At 71.9% G+C, this 17,845-nt stretch carries 16 protein-coding genes and 1 pseudogene; 14 read left to right on the plus strand and 3 right to left on the minus strand.

From position 1 onward, the window contains the following. Positions 1-33: 33 nt before the first annotated feature. Together C1703_RS28095 and C1703_RS28100 are read right to left on the minus strand one after the other, a co-directional pair. Positions 34-816, minus strand: coding sequence for an alpha/beta hydrolase (locus tag C1703_RS28095; protein ID WP_114255450.1), 783 nt, complete (start codon positions 814-816; stop codon positions 34-36). A gap of 61 nt (positions 817-877) precedes the next feature. Further along, positions 878-1,027 (minus strand): annotated as a pseudogene (locus tag C1703_RS28100) (DUF427 domain-containing protein); the annotation flags it as partial. Positions 1,028-1,163: 136 nt separating this feature from the next. Here C1703_RS28100 and C1703_RS28105 point away from each other — a divergent pair. From C1703_RS28105 to gatB, 10 genes are all read left to right on the plus strand, one after another. Next, a complete protein-coding gene (locus tag C1703_RS28105; RefSeq protein WP_114255451.1) occupies positions 1,164-1,967 on the plus strand; it encodes a class I SAM-dependent methyltransferase in 804 nt (267 codons plus the stop codon). Further along, positions 1,964-2,503: a TIGR00730 family Rossman fold protein gene (locus tag C1703_RS28110; RefSeq protein WP_031117547.1), complete on the plus strand. Its 540-nt coding sequence runs from the start codon at positions 1,964-1,966 to the stop codon at positions 2,501-2,503. The genes C1703_RS28105 and C1703_RS28110 overlap by 4 nt, the downstream gene beginning before the upstream one ends. Before the next feature lie 18 nt (positions 2,504-2,521). Next, a complete protein-coding gene (locus tag C1703_RS28115) occupies positions 2,522-3,220 on the plus strand; it encodes an SDR family oxidoreductase (RefSeq protein ID WP_114255452.1) in 699 nt (232 codons plus the stop codon). A 30-nt stretch (positions 3,221-3,250) separates the two neighbouring features. Beyond that, positions 3,251-4,258 carry a methionine synthase gene (locus C1703_RS28120; protein WP_114255453.1) on the plus strand — a complete coding sequence of 336 codons (1,008 nt, stop codon included), beginning with the start codon at positions 3,251-3,253 and terminating at the stop codon, positions 4,256-4,258. A 15-nt stretch (positions 4,259-4,273) separates the two neighbouring features. Continuing rightward, positions 4,274-6,469 carry an NAD-dependent DNA ligase LigA gene (ligA, locus tag C1703_RS28125; RefSeq protein ID WP_114255454.1) on the plus strand — a complete coding sequence of 732 codons (2,196 nt, stop codon included), beginning with the start codon at positions 4,274-4,276 and terminating at the stop codon, positions 6,467-6,469. A 257-nt stretch (positions 6,470-6,726) separates the two neighbouring features. Beyond that, a complete protein-coding gene (locus tag C1703_RS28130) occupies positions 6,727-9,003 on the plus strand; it encodes a bifunctional diguanylate cyclase/phosphodiesterase (RefSeq protein ID WP_114255455.1) in 2,277 nt (758 codons plus the stop codon). Positions 9,004-9,174: 171 nt separating this feature from the next. Next, on the plus strand, positions 9,175-9,471 hold the full coding sequence (gene gatC, locus C1703_RS28135) for an Asp-tRNA(Asn)/Glu-tRNA(Gln) amidotransferase subunit GatC (protein WP_031117542.1): 297 nt from the start codon (positions 9,175-9,177) through the stop codon (positions 9,469-9,471). Positions 9,472-9,477: 6 nt separating this feature from the next. Next, positions 9,478-10,971 (plus strand): Asp-tRNA(Asn)/Glu-tRNA(Gln) amidotransferase subunit GatA, encoded by a 1,494-nt coding sequence (gatA, locus tag C1703_RS28140; RefSeq protein WP_114255456.1) that lies wholly within the window; start codon positions 9,478-9,480, stop codon positions 10,969-10,971. Beyond that, positions 10,968-11,207: a hypothetical protein gene (locus C1703_RS28145; protein ID WP_114255457.1), complete on the plus strand. Its 240-nt coding sequence runs from the start codon at positions 10,968-10,970 to the stop codon at positions 11,205-11,207. The genes gatA and C1703_RS28145 overlap by 4 nt, the downstream gene beginning before the upstream one ends. Positions 11,208-11,222: 15 nt before the next feature. After that, on the plus strand, positions 11,223-12,737 hold the full coding sequence (gene gatB, locus C1703_RS28150; RefSeq protein WP_114255458.1) for an Asp-tRNA(Asn)/Glu-tRNA(Gln) amidotransferase subunit GatB: 1,515 nt from the start codon (positions 11,223-11,225) through the stop codon (positions 12,735-12,737). A 61-nt stretch (positions 12,738-12,798) separates the two neighbouring features. On the opposite strand, the gene C1703_RS28155 is transcribed toward gatB, so the two are convergent. Beyond that, positions 12,799-13,602: a methyltransferase domain-containing protein gene (locus C1703_RS28155; protein WP_114255459.1), complete on the minus strand. Its 804-nt coding sequence runs from the start codon at positions 13,600-13,602 to the stop codon at positions 12,799-12,801. 190 nt (positions 13,603-13,792) lie between these two features. On the opposite strand from C1703_RS28155, the gene C1703_RS28160 reads away from it, so the two are divergent. From C1703_RS28160 to C1703_RS28175, 4 genes are all read left to right on the plus strand, one after another. After that, on the plus strand, positions 13,793-14,125 hold the full coding sequence (locus C1703_RS28160) for a hypothetical protein (protein WP_114255460.1): 333 nt from the start codon (positions 13,793-13,795) through the stop codon (positions 14,123-14,125). Positions 14,126-14,283: 158 nt separating this feature from the next. Next, on the plus strand, positions 14,284-16,530 hold the full coding sequence (locus C1703_RS28165) for an MMPL family transporter (RefSeq protein WP_114255461.1): 2,247 nt from the start codon (positions 14,284-14,286) through the stop codon (positions 16,528-16,530). Continuing rightward, positions 16,508-17,080, plus strand: a complete 573-nt coding sequence (locus tag C1703_RS28170; protein ID WP_114255462.1) for a GNAT family protein — start codon at positions 16,508-16,510, stop codon at positions 17,078-17,080. Before C1703_RS28165 ends, C1703_RS28170 begins: the two co-directional genes overlap by 23 nt. Positions 17,081-17,115: 35 nt before the next feature. Further along, positions 17,116-17,664, plus strand: a complete 549-nt coding sequence (locus C1703_RS28175) for a hypothetical protein (protein WP_114255463.1) — start codon at positions 17,116-17,118, stop codon at positions 17,662-17,664. The last annotated feature ends 181 nt before the right edge of the window (positions 17,665-17,845 follow it).

Raw genomic sequence — 17,845 nt, forward strand, 5'->3', positions numbered from 1 at the left:
CCAGGCGCGCGGCCCCGGCTCAGCCGCCCTCCCTCACCCCTGGGCGAAGAACTCCGTCAGCACCGGCGCCAGCACATTCGGCTCCACCATGTGCGTCTGCCCCTGGAGCGTGCGGTACGTGCCCTCGGGGACGGAGTCCGCGATCGCCCGGGCCGCCTCGCGCAGCCAGGCGGGGCTCGCGTCGCCCGCGACCGCCAGGACGGGGACGGCGATCGAGCCCAGCCGCTCCCGGGGGACCCGGCCGTCGCGCATCACGGCGTCGTCGTAGGCGAGGCTCGGGGCGATCGCCTCCATGCCGGCCCACATGGGGGACTGGCGGGCGCCCTGGATCATGCCCTCGGCCAGGCCGGTCAGCCGCAGGAACAGCTCGACCGCGTCCCCGCGCCGGCCCTCGCCGAGCGCCTCCGTGAGCCGCCGGGTGTACTCCGCGCGCTCCTGGGCGCCCTCCTCCGACATGGCGAACGGCGTCTCGTACACCGCCACGCGCCGCACCGGCAGCCCGCTCGCCGCCGCCTCCAGGGCGAGCGCACCGCCGGACGAGATGCCGTACAGGAGCGCCTCGCCGCCCACCGCCTCGATCACCGCCGCCAGGTCCTCGACCTCACGCTCCACCGCGTACGGCGCCGTGTCCCCGCTGGCCCCGCGGCCCCGGCGGTCGTACACGACGGCCTGGAAACGCTCCGCGAGCGACACGGCCAGCGGCGCCAGGGTGCCGCCCGTCGACATCGCACCGCTCACCAGGACGACCGCGGGACCCCGGCCGGTGCTCTCGTAGGCGATGCGGGTGCCGTCGCGCGAAAGGATCTTCTTGTCCATGCCTGTTGAGACTGCCGCACCGCGCGGTCTTCATGGGTGAGGCGGGCCGTGCGTCAGCCGATCACGTCACTTCCACGTCGTAGAAGCACAGGTGGTCCTTGATCTCCGCCACGTCCGGCTCGGGAGCCGGATACGCCCGGACGAGGTCCGCCGCGCCCGGCAGCGACCAGGAGGACGCGGTCCCCTCGAACGGGCAGTACGGGTGCGTGGCGGCTGCTCCGTTCGAAGGTGATGCGATGCCCCGCCGTCACGATCGCCCCGCCTCGGGTAGCCGACTCCACCGGTACAGCGCAGGCTGGAGCGGAGTTCTTCCCCCGCCCGTTCCTCGCCCGCCGCAGGAGGCCACCGTGCGCGCCACTGAGCCGGCCGGAAACCGCAGCAGCCTGGCCCACCAGGTCCGCTACGCCCTGCGCCACCCGGAGCGCGTGCCCGCGCACGCCCGGCGCGCGGTGCGGGACGCCTGGCTGCGGCTGCGCTACCGCGACCACATCGCGTACTACCGGGCCGTGATGGCCTCGGACGCGGCGCGCAGCGCGGAGGCGGCGGTGGGGCACAACCCCTCGCGCGAGTCATGGACCCGCATCGGCCGTATGCAGTTCGACTACCTGGTGGGACACGGTCTCCAGCCGCACCACCGCATGCTGGACATCGGCTGCGGCAATCTGCGCGCCGGCCGGCTGTTCATCGACCACCTCGACACCGGGCACTACTACGGCATCGACATCTCGCCGCACATCCTGCTCGCCGCCCAGGACACCCTCGTCGCCGAGAAGCTCCAGCCCAAGCTGCCCTACCTGGCGCTCGCCGACGACCTCACCTTCGCCTTCCTGCCCGACGCGCACTTCGACGTCGTGCACGCGCACAGCGTCTTCTCGCACTCGCCGCTGCACGTCATCGAGGAGTGCTTCGCGCACGTCGGCCGGATCCTCGCACCCGGCGGGTTCTTCGACTTCACGTTCGACCGCACCGAGGGCGAGGAGCACCAGGTGCTCCACGAGGACTTCTACTACCGGACGCGGACGCTGACCGAACTCGCCGCGCGGCACGGCCTTGACGCCCGGTTCATGGACGACTGGGAGCAACTGCCGCACCGCCAGTCCAAAATGCGGGTGACCACGGCCCCGGACCGGGCCCGTACGGTGGGTTCATGAACATCTGTGTCTTCCTCTCCGCCGCCGACCTCGACGAGCGCTACACCCGTCCCGCGCGGGAGTTCGCCAAGCTGCTGGGCAAAGGCGGCCACACGCTCGTGTGGGGCGGCTCCGACGTCGGCCTCATGAAGGTGGTCGCCGACGGGGTGCAGGAGGCGGGCGGCCGGCTCGTCGGCGTCTCCGTGCAGTTCCTCTCGGCCAAGGCCCGCCCCGGCGTCGACGAGATGGTCGTCGCCAAGGACCTCGCCGAGCGCAAGAAGCTCCTGCTGGAGAAGGCCGACGCCGTGGTCATCATGGTCGGCGGCACGGGCACGCTCGACGAGGCGACCGAGATCCTGGAGCTGAAGAAGCACGGGCACACCGACAAGCCGGTCGTCCTGCTCAACACGGCCGGTTTCTACGACGGCCTGAAGGAGCAGTTCCGCCGCATGGAGGACGAGGGCTTCCTGCCCCGCCCGCTCACCGACCTGGTGTTCTTCGCGGAGGAGCCGGTCGGGGCGCTGGCCTACCTGGAGGAGAGCCGGGGCATCGAGTGACCCGGCCCTGATGCGAGCATGGCGGGCATGGCTACTCATGTGATCACCGGGGCCGGATCCGGCATCGGCGCGGCCGTGGCCCGCCGCCTGCACGCGCGCGGGGACGACCTCGTGCTGCACGCGCGCGACGCGGGCCGGGCGAAGGAACTGGCGGCCGATTTCCCGGGCGCGAGGACGCTGGTCGGCGACCTCGCGGACCCCGACAAGCTCTCCTGGGCCTTCTCCCACCAGTCGCTGCCCGACCGCGTGGACTCGCTGCTGCACATCGCCGGGGTCGTCGACCTCGGCCCGGTCGGCGAGCTCACCCCGAAGACCTGGCGCCACCAGCTCAACGTCAACCTCGTCGCCCCCGCCGAGCTGACCCGCCACTTCCTGCCCCAGTTGCGCGCCGCCCGGGGCCACGTGCTCTTCGTCAACTCCGGCGCCGGCCTCAACGCCCACGCCGGCTGGTCCGCCTACGCCGCCTCCAAGCACGGCCTGAAGGCCCTCGCCGACTCCCTGCGGCACGAGGAGCACGGCAACGGCGTCCGGGTCACCTCGGTCTACCCCGGCCGCACGGCCAGCCCCATGCAGGCCAAGGTGCACCAGCAGGAGGGCAAGGAGTACGACGCCTCGAAGTGGATCGACCCCGAGTCGGTGGCCACGACGATCCTGATGGCCCTGGACCTGCCGCGCGACGCCGAGGTCAACGACCTGACGGTGCGGCCGGGCGCCTGACCGCGGCGCCCCGTTCACTAGGCTGTTGCGGTGAGCGAAAACAGCCAGTTCAGGTTCGGTGCGGCCACCGGTGTCGGCTCCCTGCCCGGGGGCGACGCCCGCGAGGCCGCCAAGACCGCCACCGGAACCTTCGAGGACTTCCCCTTCCTGCCCGAACTGCCCGCCCGGGGCCCCGGCGCGGACATGATCGGCCGGACCGCCGGGATGCTCGTCGAGCTGTACGCGCGCGTGGAGCCCAGCGGCTGGCGGCTCGGCGACCGGCCGGGCCGGGACACCAAGCGGGCCCGCTCCTGGCTCGGCGAGGACCTCGACGCGCTGGAGGAGTTCACGCAGGACTACCAGGGGCCGCTGAAGGTCCAGGCCGTCGGTCCCTGGACGCTCGCCGCCCACCTGGAGCTGCGCAACGGCGAGGCGGCCCTGTCCGACGCCGGCGCCTGCCGCGACCTCGCCGCCTCCCTGGCCGAGGGACTGCGCCAGCACCTCGCCGAGGTGGGGCGGCGCGTCCCGGGCGCACAGCTCGTGCTCCAGCTCGACGAGCCGTCCCTCACGGCCGTCCTGCGCGGCCAGGTGAAGACCGCCAGCGGCTACCGCACCCACCGGGCCGTCGACCGGCAGGTCGTCGAGCAGACGCTGCGCGACCTCGTCGGGACGCACCCCGGCGGCCCGGTCGTCGTGCACTCCTGCGCCCCGGACGTCCCGTTCGCCCTGCTCCGGCGGGCGGGCGCGGCGGCCGTCTCGTTCGACTTCTCCCTGCTCACCGAGCGTGACGACGAGGCGATCGGCGAGGCGGTGGAGGGCGGCACCCGGCTCTTCGCCGGTGTCGTCCCGTCCGCGGAGGGCCCATTGTCAGACCCTGCCGGTAGCGTCATGGGGGTCAGGACGCTGTGGCGCAGGCTGGGGCTGTCACCGGGGCTTCTCGCGGAGGCGGTCACGCTCACCCCGGCGTGCGGACTCGCGGGGGTCTCCCCGGGGTACGCGCGCCAGGCGCTCGCCCACTGCGTCCGGGCGGCGAGATCCCTCGCGGACAACCCAGAGTAACGGGAGGACGACACGGTGGCCGGCGACAAGCAGGCGGAGACGACGGCGGTGCCCGCCGAGGCACGGGAGAAGCACGCGCGCCTCGCGGAGCAGATCGAGGAGCACCGCTTCCGCTACTACGTGAAGGACGCTCCCGTCGTCAGCGACGCGGAGTTCGACCAGCTGCTGCGTTCCCTGGAGGCGCTGGAGGAGGAGCACCCGGAGCTGCGCACACCGGACTCGCCGACCCAGAAGGTCGCCGGGTCCTACGAGACGGAGTTCACGGCGGTCGCGCACCGCGAGCGCATGCTCTCCCTGGACAACACGTTCAACGACGAGGAGCTCGCCGCCTGGTCCGAGCGCATCGCCCGCGAACTGGGCGAGCAGACCTACCACTTCCTGTGCGAGCTGAAGGTCGACGGCCTCGCCGTGAACCTCACCTACGAGCACGGCCGCCTCACGCGCGCCGCGACCCGCGGCGACGGCCGCACCGGCGAGGACATCACGCCGAACGTCCGGACGATCGCGGAGATCCCCGACCGCCTCAAGGGCGACTCCGTCCCCGACCTCGTGGAGATCCGCGGCGAGGTCTACTTCCCGATGGAGAAGTTCCAGGAGCTCAACGCCCGCCTGGTCGAGGCCGGCGACAAGCCCTTCGCCAACCCGCGCAACGCGGCGGCCGGTTCCCTGCGCCAGAAGGACCCCCGCGTCACGGCCACCCGCCCCCTGCACATGGTGGTCCACGGCATCGGCGCCCTGGAGGGCTTCACCGGCCTGACCCGCCTCTCCCAGGCCTACGACCTGCTCAAGACCTGGGGCCTGCCCACCTCGCGGCACAACAAGGTGGTCGACGGCCTGGAAGGCGTCCGCGAGTTCATCGCCCACTTCGGCGAGAACCGCCACTCCGTGGAGCACGAGATCGACGGCGTCGTCGTCAAGCTCGACGAGATCCCCCTCCAGGGCCGCCTCGGCTCCACCTCCCGCGCCCCGCGCTGGGCGATCGCGTACAAGTACGCGCCGGAGGAGGTCAACACCAAGCTCATCAACATCCGCGTGGGCGTCGGCCGCACGGGCCGGGTCACGCCCTACGCCCAGGTCGAGCCGGTCACGGTCGCCGGCTCCGAGGTCGAGTTCGCCACGCTGCACAACCAGGACGTCGTCAAGGCCAAGGGCGTCCTCATCGGCGACACGGTGGTGCTGCGCAAGGCCGGTGACGTCATCCCGGAGATCCTCGGCCCCGTCGCCGACCTGCGCGACGGCACCGAGCGCGAGTTCGTGATGCCGAGCGAGTGCCCCGAGTGCGGCACCCCGCTGCGGCCCATGAAGGAGGGCGACGTCGACCTGCGCTGCCCCAACGCCCGCACGTGCCCGGCCCAGTTGCGCGAGCGCCTCTTCTACCTCGCGGGCCGCAAGGCGCTCGACATCGAGCACTTCGGCTACGTCGCCGCGGCCGCGCTCACGGCCCCGCTGGAGCCGAAGACCCCGCCGCTGGTGGACGAGGGCGACCTGTTCGACCTCACCATCGAACAGCTGCTGCCCATCAAGGCGTACGTCCTCGACCCGGACAGCGGCCTGCCCAAGCGCGACCCGAAGACCGGCGAGGAGAAGGTCGCCACGATCTTCGCCAACCAGGAGGGCAAGCCCCGCAAGAACGCGCTCGCCATGCTGGAGAACATCGCGGCGGCCAAGCAGCGCCCGCTCGCCCGCGTCCTCACCAGCCTGTCGATCCGTCACGTCGGGCCGGTCGCGGCCGAAGCCCTGGCCCGCGAGTTCCGCTCGATCGAGCGCATCGAGCAGGCCACGGAGGAGGAGCTGGCGAACACCGAGGGCGTCGGTCCGACCATCGCCGCCTCCCTCAAGCAGTGGTTCACCGAGGACTGGCACCGCGAAATCATCCGTAAGTGGAAGGCCGCGGGCGTCCGCATGGAGGAGGAGAGCACCGGCGAGGACGAGGGGCCGCGCCCGCTCGAAGGGCTCACGGTCGTCGTCACCGGCACTCTCGAACACTTCACGCGTGACGGCGCCAAGGAGGCGCTGCAGAGCCGGGGAGCGAAGGTGACCGGCTCGGTTTCCAAGAAGACGTCGTTCGTCGTCGTGGGTGACAACCCCGGATCGAAATACGACAAGGCGATGCAGCAGAAGGTGCCGGTCCTGAACGAGGAGGGCTTCGGCGTCCTGTTGGAACAGGGACCGGAAGCGGCGGCCGAAGTCGCCCTTTCGTCCGAGGAGTAGCGGTTGAAGGCCACCCGATCGGCGCATACCAGATGCATACGGGTGGCCGGGGCGCATTCGGGCAACCGTCGGCGACCGCTGCCCGTGGAAGCCTTCTGCGGCCTACTGTTGAGATGTGCGCCTGCCGTGCCCAGCTGCGGTCGGGGCATCGTCGCGCTCGGGCAGGGCACGGGGAAGGGTTTTCCAGCGCGGGCCGTTGAGGGTTGTCGGGCACCGGGCCGCGGGCGTGGGCACCGCCGGCTGTGAGAGGGACGGGAATGGAACCGACCGAGAGCGCCGCGCCGGGCTCACGGCTGCGCCTGAGCCGCATGGCGGTCGCATGGCGCGCAGTCCGTGGGGCCGGTCGGCCGGCGGGGCGTCCGGGCGCGGAGGCGCGCGCCGTCGGACAGTACATCGCGGAGGGACGCGCCGCCGGGGGGCGCGCCGCACAGCCCGTCACGGAGCACACCCCCGGACTGACCGGCGCGGACGGGGAGACGGAACGGCACCTGTCCTGGCCCGCGCTGCCCGCGGCGGTCGTCGCGGCGGCCGGGTTCGTCCTGGGCGCCGGCTTCTACCGCGCCTTCACCGGCGGCCACGCGCTCTTCCCGTCGGGCACGGCCGGCTGGGCGCTGGCCGTGCTGACCGGCATCATCGTCGGCCACCTCGTCATGCTGGGCCGCTCCCGCTGGTGGGGCGGCACCGGCTCGGGCGCCGCCCTCACCCTCGCCGTGCTGCTGCTCTACGGCTGGGTCCCGGCCGGCATGGTCAGCCTCACCGTCGTCGTGCTGGTCGGCATAGCCCGCCGCAACCGCTGGCGCCAGGGCGTGCTGCACGGCGCGGTCGACCTCCTCGGCATCGGCGCCGGCGCCCTGGTGCTGGGTCTCTTCGGTACGGTGCCGTCCGTCGAGTCCCCGGCCGAGCCCGGCGCCTGGACACTCGCCACCGCGCCCGAGGTGGCCCTCGTCGCCATCGCCTACCTGGCGGTCACCCGCGTCCTGCTCTGGTACCTGCACGCCCCGCGCCCCGGCCTGCCCACCGTCGCCCGCACCGCCCTGGTCAGACAGGGCCTGGTCGCGGTCGCGCTGCTCGGGATCGCGCCGCTGGTGTGCGTGGTGGCCGTGGCCAAGCCGATCCTGCTGCCGCTGTTCTCCATCCCCCTCATCGCCCTGGACTCCACCCTGTGGATAGCCCGGGCCCGGGCGGAGGAGCAGCTGCGCGACCCGCTGACCGGGCTGCCCAACCGGCAGTGGCTGCTGGAGCGCATCTGGACCGCGCTGGACGACGCCGAGCGCATCGACGCCCGCGCCGCCCTCATGCTGATCGACCTCGACCGGTTCCGGTCGGTCAACGACACGCTCGGTCATCTGGCCGGCGACCGGCTGCTGCTGCAGATCGCCGACCGGCTGCGGGTGGCGCTGCCGCGCGGAGCGGAGGCCGCGCGGCTCGGCGGGGACGAGTTCGCCGTCTTACTGCCGGTCGCCGACTCCACGACGTCCGCGACCCGGGTCGCCCGCAGCCTGGTCTCCGCGCTCAGCTCCCCCCTCGACCTCGACGGCCTCACGCTGGTCCTGGAGGCCAGCGCCGGAGTCGCCGTCTTCCCCGACCACGCCCTGGACGCCGAGGGGCTGCTGCGCCGGGCGGACGTGGCGATGTACCAGGCGAAGCGGGACCGCACGGGGGTGGAGGTGTACGAGTCCAAGCGCGACTCCAACACCCCGGACCGGCTCGGTCTGCTGGGCGACCTGCGCCGGGCGCTCGACGCCCACGAGGTCCATCTGCACTACCAGCCCAAGGTCCGCTTCGACGGACAGGTCGCGGGTCTGGAGGCCCTGGTCCGCTGGGTGCACCCCGAGCGGGGCAAGGTGCCGCCGGACGAGTTCATAGCGATCGCCGAGTCCTCGGGCCTGATGCCCCACCTCACCGAGTACGTCCTGGAGACCGCGCTCGGCCAGGTCGCCCGCTGGCGCGCCCAGGGCCTGTTCGTGCCGGTCGCGGTCAACGTCTCCCCGCGCGATGTGCACACCCCCGGGTTCGCGGGCTCCGTCGCCGCCCGGCTGGCCCGGCACGGCGTCCCGGCGGGAGCGCTCCAACTGGAGATAACGGAACACGTCCTCCTGGAGGACCCGCAGCGCGCCGCCGACACCCTCAACGGGCTGACCGGGCACGGCGTGAAGATGTCCCTGGACGACTTCGGCACGGGCTACTCCTCGCTCGTGCACCTGCGCCGGCTCCCCGTCAGCGAGCTGAAGATCGACCGCTCGTTCGTGGCCCGGCTCGCGCTCGACCACGAGGACGCGGAGATCGTGCGCTGCACGGTCGACCTCGCGCACTCCCTCGGCCTGCTCGTCGTCGCCGAGGGCGTCGAGGACGACGAGACCTGGGAGCGCCTGCGCGACCTCGGCTGCGACGCCGTGCAGGGCTGGCTGGTCGCCGCCGCGATGCCGCCCGACGAGACCACGGCCTGGCTCCGCGCCCGCGGCTCCCGGGGCTGGCAGCGCCCCCGGGCCGCGCTCCCGGCGGCCGCGGCGGACGACTCGGGCCGGGTGGGCTGAGGCCGCCCGGGAGACCCGGCCGGCCGCCCCTTCCCGTGAGGGCCGGCACACCGCTGAGGGGCTCAGCCCCCGGCCCCTCCCCGTGGGTGCGGGCAAACCGTTTCACGGGCACGCCCCCCGGCCCCATAGGATTGGGCCAAACCACATTCACTCACCCCAGAGGATCGCTGCATGCCTGGCATCACGCGCGAGGAGGTCGCCCACCTCGCCCGGCTGGCGCGTCTGGAGCTGAAGCCCGAAGAGCTCGACCACTTCGCAGGCCAGCTGGACGACATCATCGGCGCGGTCGCCCGCGTCAGCGAGGTCGCCGACCAAGACGTACCGCCGACCTCGCACCCGCTCCCGCTGACGAACGTCATGCGCCCGGACGAGGTCCGTCCCTCGCTCACCCCCGAGCAGGCGCTCTCCGGCGCCCCGGCCCAGGAGCAGCAGCGTTTCAAGGTGCCGCAGATCCTGGGGGAGGACTAACAAGCCATGACGGACATCATCAAGCTCACGGCCGCCGAGACCGCCGCGAAGATCGCCTCCGGCGAGCTCACGGCCGTCGAGGTCACCGAGGCCCACCTCGCCCGCATCGAGGCCGTCGACGAGAAGGTGCACGCCTTCCTGCACGTCGACCGCGAGGGCGCCCTCGCCCAGGCCCGTGCCGTGGACGAGAAGCGGGAGCGGGGCGAGAAGCTCGGCCCCCTCGCCGGCGTTCCCCTCGCGCTGAAGGACATCTTCACCACCGAGGGCGTGCCGACGACCGTCGGCTCGAAGATCCTCGAGGGCTGGATCCCGCCGTACGACGCCACGGTCACGCAGAAGCTGAAGGCCGCCGACGTCGTCATCCTCGGCAAGACCAACATGGACGAGTTCGCCATGGGGTCCTCCACCGAGAACAGCGCCTACGGCCCGACCGGCAACCCGTGGGACCTCACCAAGATCCCCGGCGGCTCTGGCGGCGGCTCCTCCGCCGCGCTGGCCGCGCACATGGCGCCCCTCGCCATCGGCACCGACACCGGCGGCTCCATCCGCCAGCCCGCCGCCGTCACCGGCACGGTCGGCGTGAAGCCGACGTACGGCGCGGTCTCGCGGTACGGCATGGTCGCCTTCTCCAGCTCCCTCGACCAGGGCGGCCCCTGTGCCCGCACGGTCCTCGACGCGGCCCTGCTGCACGAGGTGATCGCCGGGCACGACCCGCTCGACTCGACGTCCATCGACGAGCCCGTCCCGCCGGTCGTCGAGGCCGCCCGCAACGGCAGCGTCGAGGGCATGCGCGTCGGCGTCGTCAAGCAGTTCCGCGGCGAGGGCTACCAGGCCGGCGTCATCCAGCGGTTCGACGAGTCCGTCGCGCTGCTCAAGGAACTGGGCGCCGAGATCGTCGAGCTGGACTGCCCGTCCTTCGACCTGGCCCTGTCGGCGTACTACCTGATCGCGCCGTCCGAGTGCTCCTCCAACCTCGCCCGCTTCGACGGCCTGCGCTACGGCCTGCGGACCGGCGACGACGGCACGCACTCCGCCGAGGAGGTCACCTCGCTGACCCGCGAGGCCGGCTTCGGCCCCGAGGTCAAGCGCCGCATCATGCTCGGCACGTACGCCCTGTCGAGCGGCTACTACGACGCCTACTACGGCAGCGCCCAGAAGGTCCGCACGCTGATCAAGCAGGACTTCGACAAGGCGTTCGAGCAGGTGGACGTGATCGTCTCCCCGACGACCCCGACCACCGCCTTCCCGATCGGCGAGCGCGCCGACGACCCGATGGCGATGTACCTCGCCGACCTGTGCACCATCCCGACCAACCTGGCGGGCAACGCGGCCATGTCGCTGCCGTGCGGTCTCGCCCCGGAGGACAACCTCCCGGTCGGCCTGCAGATCATCGCCCCCGTCATGAAGGACGACCGCCTGTACAAGGTGGGTGCCGCCGTCGAGGCCGCCTTCGTGGAAAAGTGGGGCCACCCGCTGATCGAGGAGGCTCCGTCGCTGTGAGCGCACTGTCCAAGGCCAAGGGCTTCAAGAGCTCCAAGTCCGGTCTGTACATCTCGATGGCCACGTCGGCGTTCGGCGCCGTCGGTGTCTACAAGCAGATCAAGAAGGCCCGCGGAGACAACGACACGCTGCGGCTGATCGACGCCGTCGTGACCGGAGCGGCGGTCGTCACCAACCTGGCCATTCTCTACCGCGAGCTGAAGCGGCTGGGCGACGACGACGTCCTGCTGGGCTGAGAGGGAAGTTTCACCGTGACCACCACGACCGACCTGGTGTCGTACGAGGACGCACTCGCGTCGTACGACCCCGTCATGGGCCTCGAGGTCCATGTCGAACTCGGCACCAAGACCAAGATGTTCTGCGGCTGCTCGACCGCCCTCGGCCAGGACGCCAACACCCAGACCTGCCCGGTCTGCCTCGGCCTGCCCGGTGCGCTCCCGGTCGTCAACGCGACCGGCGTCGAGTCCGCCATCAAGATCGGCCTCGCGCTGAACTGCGAGATCGCCGAATGGTGCCGCTTCGCCCGGAAGAACTACTTCTATCCGGACATGCCGAAGAACTTCCAGACCTCCCAGTACGACGAGCCGATCGCCTTCAACGGCTACCTCGACGTGCAGCTGGAGGACGGCGAGACCTTCCGCGTGGAGATCGAGCGCGCCCACATGGAGGAGGACACCGGCAAGTCGACCCACGTCGGCGGCGCCACCGGCCGCATCCACGGCGCGTCCCACTCCCTGCTGGACTACAACCGCGCCGGCATCCCGCTCATCGAGATCGTCACCAAGCCGATCGAGGGAGCGGGCGAGCGGGCCCCCGAGGTCGCGCGGGCCTACGTCCGTGAGCTGCGCGAGGTCATCCGGGCGCTCGGCGTATCCGAGGCCCGCATGGAGATGGGCCAGATGCGCTGCGACGTGAACCTGTCGCTGCGCCCGCACGGCACCGAGAAGTTCGGCACGCGTTCGGAGACGAAGAACGTCAACTCGCTGCGGTCCGTGGAGCGCGCGGCCCGCTACGAGATCCAGCGGCACGCGGCCGTGCTGTCCTCCGGCGGCACGATCATCCAGGAGACCCGGCACTTCCACGAGGACACCGGGTCGACGACCTCGGGCCGCGTGAAGGAGGAGGCCGAGGACTACCGGTACTTCCCGGAGCCCGACCTCGTCCCGGTGGCGCCGTCGCGTGAGTGGGTCGAGGAGCTGCGGGCCGGGCTGCCCGAGCTGCCGCTGGTCCGCCGCAACCGGCTCCGCGAGGAGTGGGGCATCAGCGGCACCGACATGCAGGCGATCCTCAACGCCGGTGCGCTGGAGCCGATCGTCGCCACGATCGAGGCCGGGGCGGACGCCGCCTCCGCCCGGAAGTGGTGGATGGGTGAGCTGGCCCGCAGCGCCAACGAGTCGGGCAAGGCGCTCGACGAGCTGGCGATCACCCCGGCGCAGGTGGCCCGGGTCACCGAGCTGGTGGCGAAGGGCGACCTGAACGACAAGCTGGCCCGCCAGGTCATCGAAGGCGTCCTCGCGGGCGAAGGCACCCCGGACGAGGTCGTCGACAAGCGCGGTCTGAAGGTCGTCTCCGACGAGGGCGCGCTGACGGCGGCCGTCGACGAGGCGATCGCCGGCAACCCGGGCGTCGCGGACAAGATCCGCGGCGGCAAGGTGGCCGCCGCCGGTGCACTCGTCGGGGCGGTCATGAAGGCGACCCGGGGCCAGGCCGACGCGGCGCGCGTCAAGGAGCTGATCCTGGAGAAGCTGGGCGTCAGCGAGGGCTGAGCCCCAGGCGGACGCGACAGAGGGGGTGCACCGAACCCGGTGCACCCCCCTTGTCATTCACTCAGAGGCGGCGCCCCACGACCCGGACGAAGCCCAGCGTGCCGCCCTGGTCGAGGCGCAGCATCTCGGCGCTCTGTCCGGCCATCCGGATGTGGAACTCGTCCGTGTGCTCCTCGGCGACGACCTCGCACCAGCGCAGCCAGTCGCGCCAGCCGTCCTCCAGCCAGTCCGCGGTCTCGACCTCCACGGCCCCGCTGCGGGTCCAGTGGCGCCGCCACCAGCCGGCGGTGTGGAAGGACCAGAACCCGGGTTCCCAGTACGGCTTGAGGTGCTCCGGCGGCTCGACGCCGTCGATCTCCTCGCGCAGCGCCGGTACGACGACCCCGATCCGCCCGCCCGGCTTCAGCAGCCGGGTCAGCTCGGGCAGGTACAGGTCGTCGGTGCCGAAGTAGTGGTAGGCGTCGACGGAGACGATCGCGTCGAAGCTGTTCTCGCCGAACGGCAGGTCGTGCGCCTCGGCGAGCACGGGCAGGACGCGGTCGGCGACGCCCGCCTCGGCGATGCGCCCGGCGTTCTCGCCGGGCTTGACCCACAGGTCGGCGGCGGTGACCCGGACGTCGTACTCCTTGGCGAGGAAGATCGACGTCATGGCGCGGCCGCAGCCCAGGTCGAGCACGCGCGAGCCGGGGCTCAGGGTGTCCAGCCCCAGGGCGGGGGCCAGCCACTCGAGCAGCCACAGCGCGTGCGGGCCCATCTGGTTCTCGATGGTCCAGCGGGCGTCGTAGCCGTTGCTGCGCGGGTAGCCGGGGTGGCTCACACGGTCAGCGAGGGGGATGTTCGAGGTCCGGGAAGTGATGTCCGACATCGGTGAACGGGCTCCTTGAGTCCTTGAGGAAGAAAGGGGATGCGTCGGAGCTCGGTCGGACCGTCAAACAATGCACCTGCTTCGGCCGGGCGGCGGGATGCCGCGGGCGTTCCTCGGACCAGCGGACGCTAACAGCCGGCGCCTGGGCCCCGCACCTGGGTTTCCCCGCCGACGCGCTACCGTCTCGGCCATGAGTGGACGCACTGATTCCGACACCGATCCGGAGATAGCGGACTCGGAGGCGACCGCCGAGCAGGACGATGCCGAAGACCTCCTGGAAGACGCCCGCCGGGCCCGCTGGACCGCCGTCGGCACCGGTGCCGTCCTGACGCTCGCGGGCCTGGCCGCGGCACTGCTCCGCCTCACCCGCTCCGCACCCGCCCTGGTCCCGGCGGCGTACGCCGCCGGAGCCGCCGTATGCGCCCTCGCCGCCGTGCTGGGCTTCCGCGGCCGGACCCGGCGGGCCCTGTGGCTGCTGATCGCCGGGGTGATGGTGATGGCGCTGGGGGACCAGTTCGACTGAGTGCGCCCGCTGTGAATAAGCCCACGAAACAGACAAATGATCTCCTGAGCCTGCAAGAGTGATTTCGCATTGCTCATGCGTTCTTTGCGGGCTGTTCAGTTCACGGACGACTGCTCCCGGTCAAAGATCCACACAAAGCAACTCTGGGAGCACGTTTCGTGGCAGCCCTCGCACGTTGGTGTGTCCAACGCCGTCTGGTCACCGTTCTGCTGTGGCTCCTCGCCTTCGCGGGGGTCACCGCGGGCGCCGCCGTCGCCGGCACCACGTACTCGAACGACTACAAGGTCCCGGGCACCGAGTCCGGCCGCGCCACCGAACTGCTGCACGAGGGCTTCCCGCAGCTCGGCGGCGACAGCGACACCGTCGTCTGGCACACCGCGTCCGGCAGCGTCCGCGCCGCCGACGTCGAGCAGACGATGAGCCGCATGCTGGACCGGATAGAGAACCTGCCCGGCGTCGCCTCCGTGACCAGCCCCTACGACGGCCCGGGCACCGGCCGCGTCAGCCAGGACGGCCGCACCGCGTACGCCACGGTCACCTTCGACGACCAGGCCCAGGACATCGACAAGGGCGAGGCGCAGGCCGTCGTCGACACCGCGAAGAGCGCCGAGACCGACGGGCTCCAGGTGGAGCTCGGCGGCAGCGCCGTCGGGCTGACCCAGTCCTCCGGCGGGCACCTCGCGGAGATCGTCGGCGTGGCCGTCGCCGCGGTCGTGCTGTTCCTCGCCTTCGGCTCGCTCGCCGCCTCGCTGCTGCCCATCGCCACCGCCCTGGTCGGCGTCGGCACCGCCTACGCCGGGATCGCGCTGCTCGGGCACGCCATGACGGTCGCCGACTTCGCGCCCATGCTCGGCATGCTGATCGGGCTCGGCGTCGGCATCGACTACGCCCTGTTCATCGTGACCAGACACCGGCGCGGACTCAAACGCGGGCTGTCCGTCACGGAGGCGGCCACCAACGCCGTCGCGACCACGGGACGGGCCGTCGTCTTCGCGGGTGCCACCGTTTGCATCGCCCTGCTGGGCATGCTGATCCTGCGGCTGAGCTTCCTCAACGGCGTCGCCATCGCGGCCAGCCTGACCGTGGTCCTCACCGTCGCCGCGTCCGTGACGCTGCTGCCGTCCCTGCTGTCCTTCATCGGCATGCGCGCGCTCAGCCGCCGCGAGCGCCGACGGCTGGCGGAGCACGGGCCCGAGCCGGAGCTGCCCACCGGCTTCGCCGCCCGCTGGTCGGCGTTCGTGGAGCGCCACCCCAAGGTCCTCGGCGTGGTCGCCCTGGTCGTCATGGCCGTCCTCGCGCTGCCCACGTTCTCCCTGCACCTGGGCACCTCCGACCAGGGCAACGACCCGAAGACCGCCACCACCCGCCAGGCCTACGACCTGCTCGCCGACGGCTTCGGCCCGGGCGTGAACGGCCCCCTCACCCTCGTCACGAAGGTCGACGGCGCCGAGGACAAGCTCGCCCTGGACAACCTCGACGGCACGCTCCAGGCCACCGAGGGCGTCGCCGCCGTCACGCCGGTGACGTTCGACTCCGGCGGCCACACGGCGTACCTGACCGTCGTACCGGAGTCCTCCCCGCAGTCGAAGCAGACCAGCGACCTCGTCGACCGGCTGCGCGACGAGGTGCTGCCGCGCGCCGAGGCGGGCACCTCCCTCGACGTGCAGGTCGGCGGCGTGACGGCGGGCTACGACGACTTCGCCGACGTCATCGTCTCCAAGCTGCCCGTCTTCGTCGGGGTCGTGATCGGCCTGGGCTGCCTGCTGCTCCTGCTCGCCTTCCGGTCGATCGGCATCCCGCTGAAGGCCGCCGCGATGAACGTCGCCGCCGTGGCCTCCGCCTTCGGGGTGGTGGTCGCGATCTTCCAGTGGGGCTGGGGCAGCGAACTGCTCGGCCTCGGCAGCGCGGGGCCCATCGAGCCCTTCCTGCCCGTGATCATGGTGTCGGTGCTCTTCGGGCTCTCCATGGACTACCAGGTCTTCCTGGTCAGCCGGATGTACGAGGAGTGGCTGGAGACCGGCGACAACCGGCGGGCCGTCCGCGTCGGCTTGGCGGAGACCAGCCGGGTGATCAACTCGGCGGCGGTCATCATGATCTCCGTCTTCCTCGCCTTCGTGCTCAGCGGCGACCGCGTGATCGCCATGTTCGGCATCGCCCTCGCGGCCGCCGTCGCCCTGGACGCCTTCGTCCTGCGCACACTCCTCGTCCCCGCCCTGATGCACCTCCTCGGCGGCGCCAACTGGTGGCTGCCCCGCTGGCTCGACAAGCGCATGCCGCGCATCAGCATCGAACCGCCCGAGAGCCGTGCCGCCCATGAGAGGCTGGCCGCCGCGACGGACGCCGAGGTGGCGGACGTCCTGGCGGAGGAGGAGCGGCAGCGGGATGTACGCGATATCCCTGGGTGACGACGCCGAACTGCGACCCCTGGAGCCCTGGCACGCCGGGGAGTTCCTGGCGCACCTGGAGCGGGGCCGGGAGTTCATCGGCCGGTACATCCCGTTCGGGACGACCGAGACCGACCTGATCTCGGCCCGGGCCAAGCTCCAGCTGTACGCCGACATGCGGGCCGCCGACACGGGGTCCCTGCACGGGCTGTGGCTGGACGGCACGCTCGTGGGCGGGGTGCTCTTCCTGAACTTCGACGCGGCGAACGGCACCTGCGAGGTGGGCTGCTGGCTGGAGCCCGCCGGGACCGGCCGGGGCCTGGTCACGCGCGCGATGCGGGTGCTGATCGACTGGGCGGTCGAACAGCGCGGCATCCACCGCGTCGAGTGGGTCGCCGCCTCGGGCAACCAGCCGAGCCTGAACGTGGCGCGGCGCCTCGGCATGACCCGCGACGGTGTGCGGCGCGAGGCCCACCACTACGGTGGCGTACGGCACGACCTCGAAGTCTGGTCCGTGCTGGCGCCCGAGTGGCGCGAGGCACGCGCGCGTGCCGGTCACAACGATCATTAAGAGACTTCTCAGACAGCGACCCTACGGTGCGAGACATGGCAACGAACGCAGTGGACGAGACCGAGGCCACCGAGGCCACGACCGACGAGAAGGCGGTGGACACCACCAAGTCCGACGAGGTGCCCCAGACCGAGGTCCCGGCCCCGGCCGCGGCCCCGGAGACCGAGGCGGAGGCCAAGGAGGAGAGCTCCTACGGCGTCGGCCAGGGCGCCGGAGCCGTGGTCTCCGCCGCGCTGGGCGTCGTCTCGCTCACCGGCAGCTGGATGGGTACGGTCGCCGCCGCGCGCCAGAACCTCATCGGCCAGCTGGAGACCGCGCAGAACGCGAGCGTGGCCAAGCAGATCCAGGCGGTCTACGGCGACGCCTGGCAGACCACGGCCCTGTGGGGCGGCCTGTTCGCCCTGGTCGCCCTGATCGTCGGCGTCGCGGTGCTCGCCCGGCCGGCCTTCGGCACGCCCGGCCGGATCCAGGCCCCGTGGATCAAGTCCGTCGCCTGGGCGGGCGTCGCGCTCGGCGTCATCGGCCTGTTCCTGGCCGTCCTGAAGTACAGCGGCGTCCTGCTCGGACTGCCGTCCGCGAGCTGAGTCACCGCAGGTCCTGAGGGGTCTTAGGCCCTCCGTAAGCACCTTACGGAGGCCCTGAGGCCCCTCACGCGTGTCTAAGGCCCCGCCCGCCTCCCAAGATGCGGAACTCTCCCGATGTGGCCGCCCCGCCTGGGAGACGAAGGTGGAGACATCGCGGAGAAGCCTCTCCGTGACCGGCCTC

This window comes from Streptomyces sp. Go-475, from assembly GCF_003330845.1.
GTDB lineage: Bacteria > Actinomycetota > Actinomycetes > Streptomycetales > Streptomycetaceae > Streptomyces.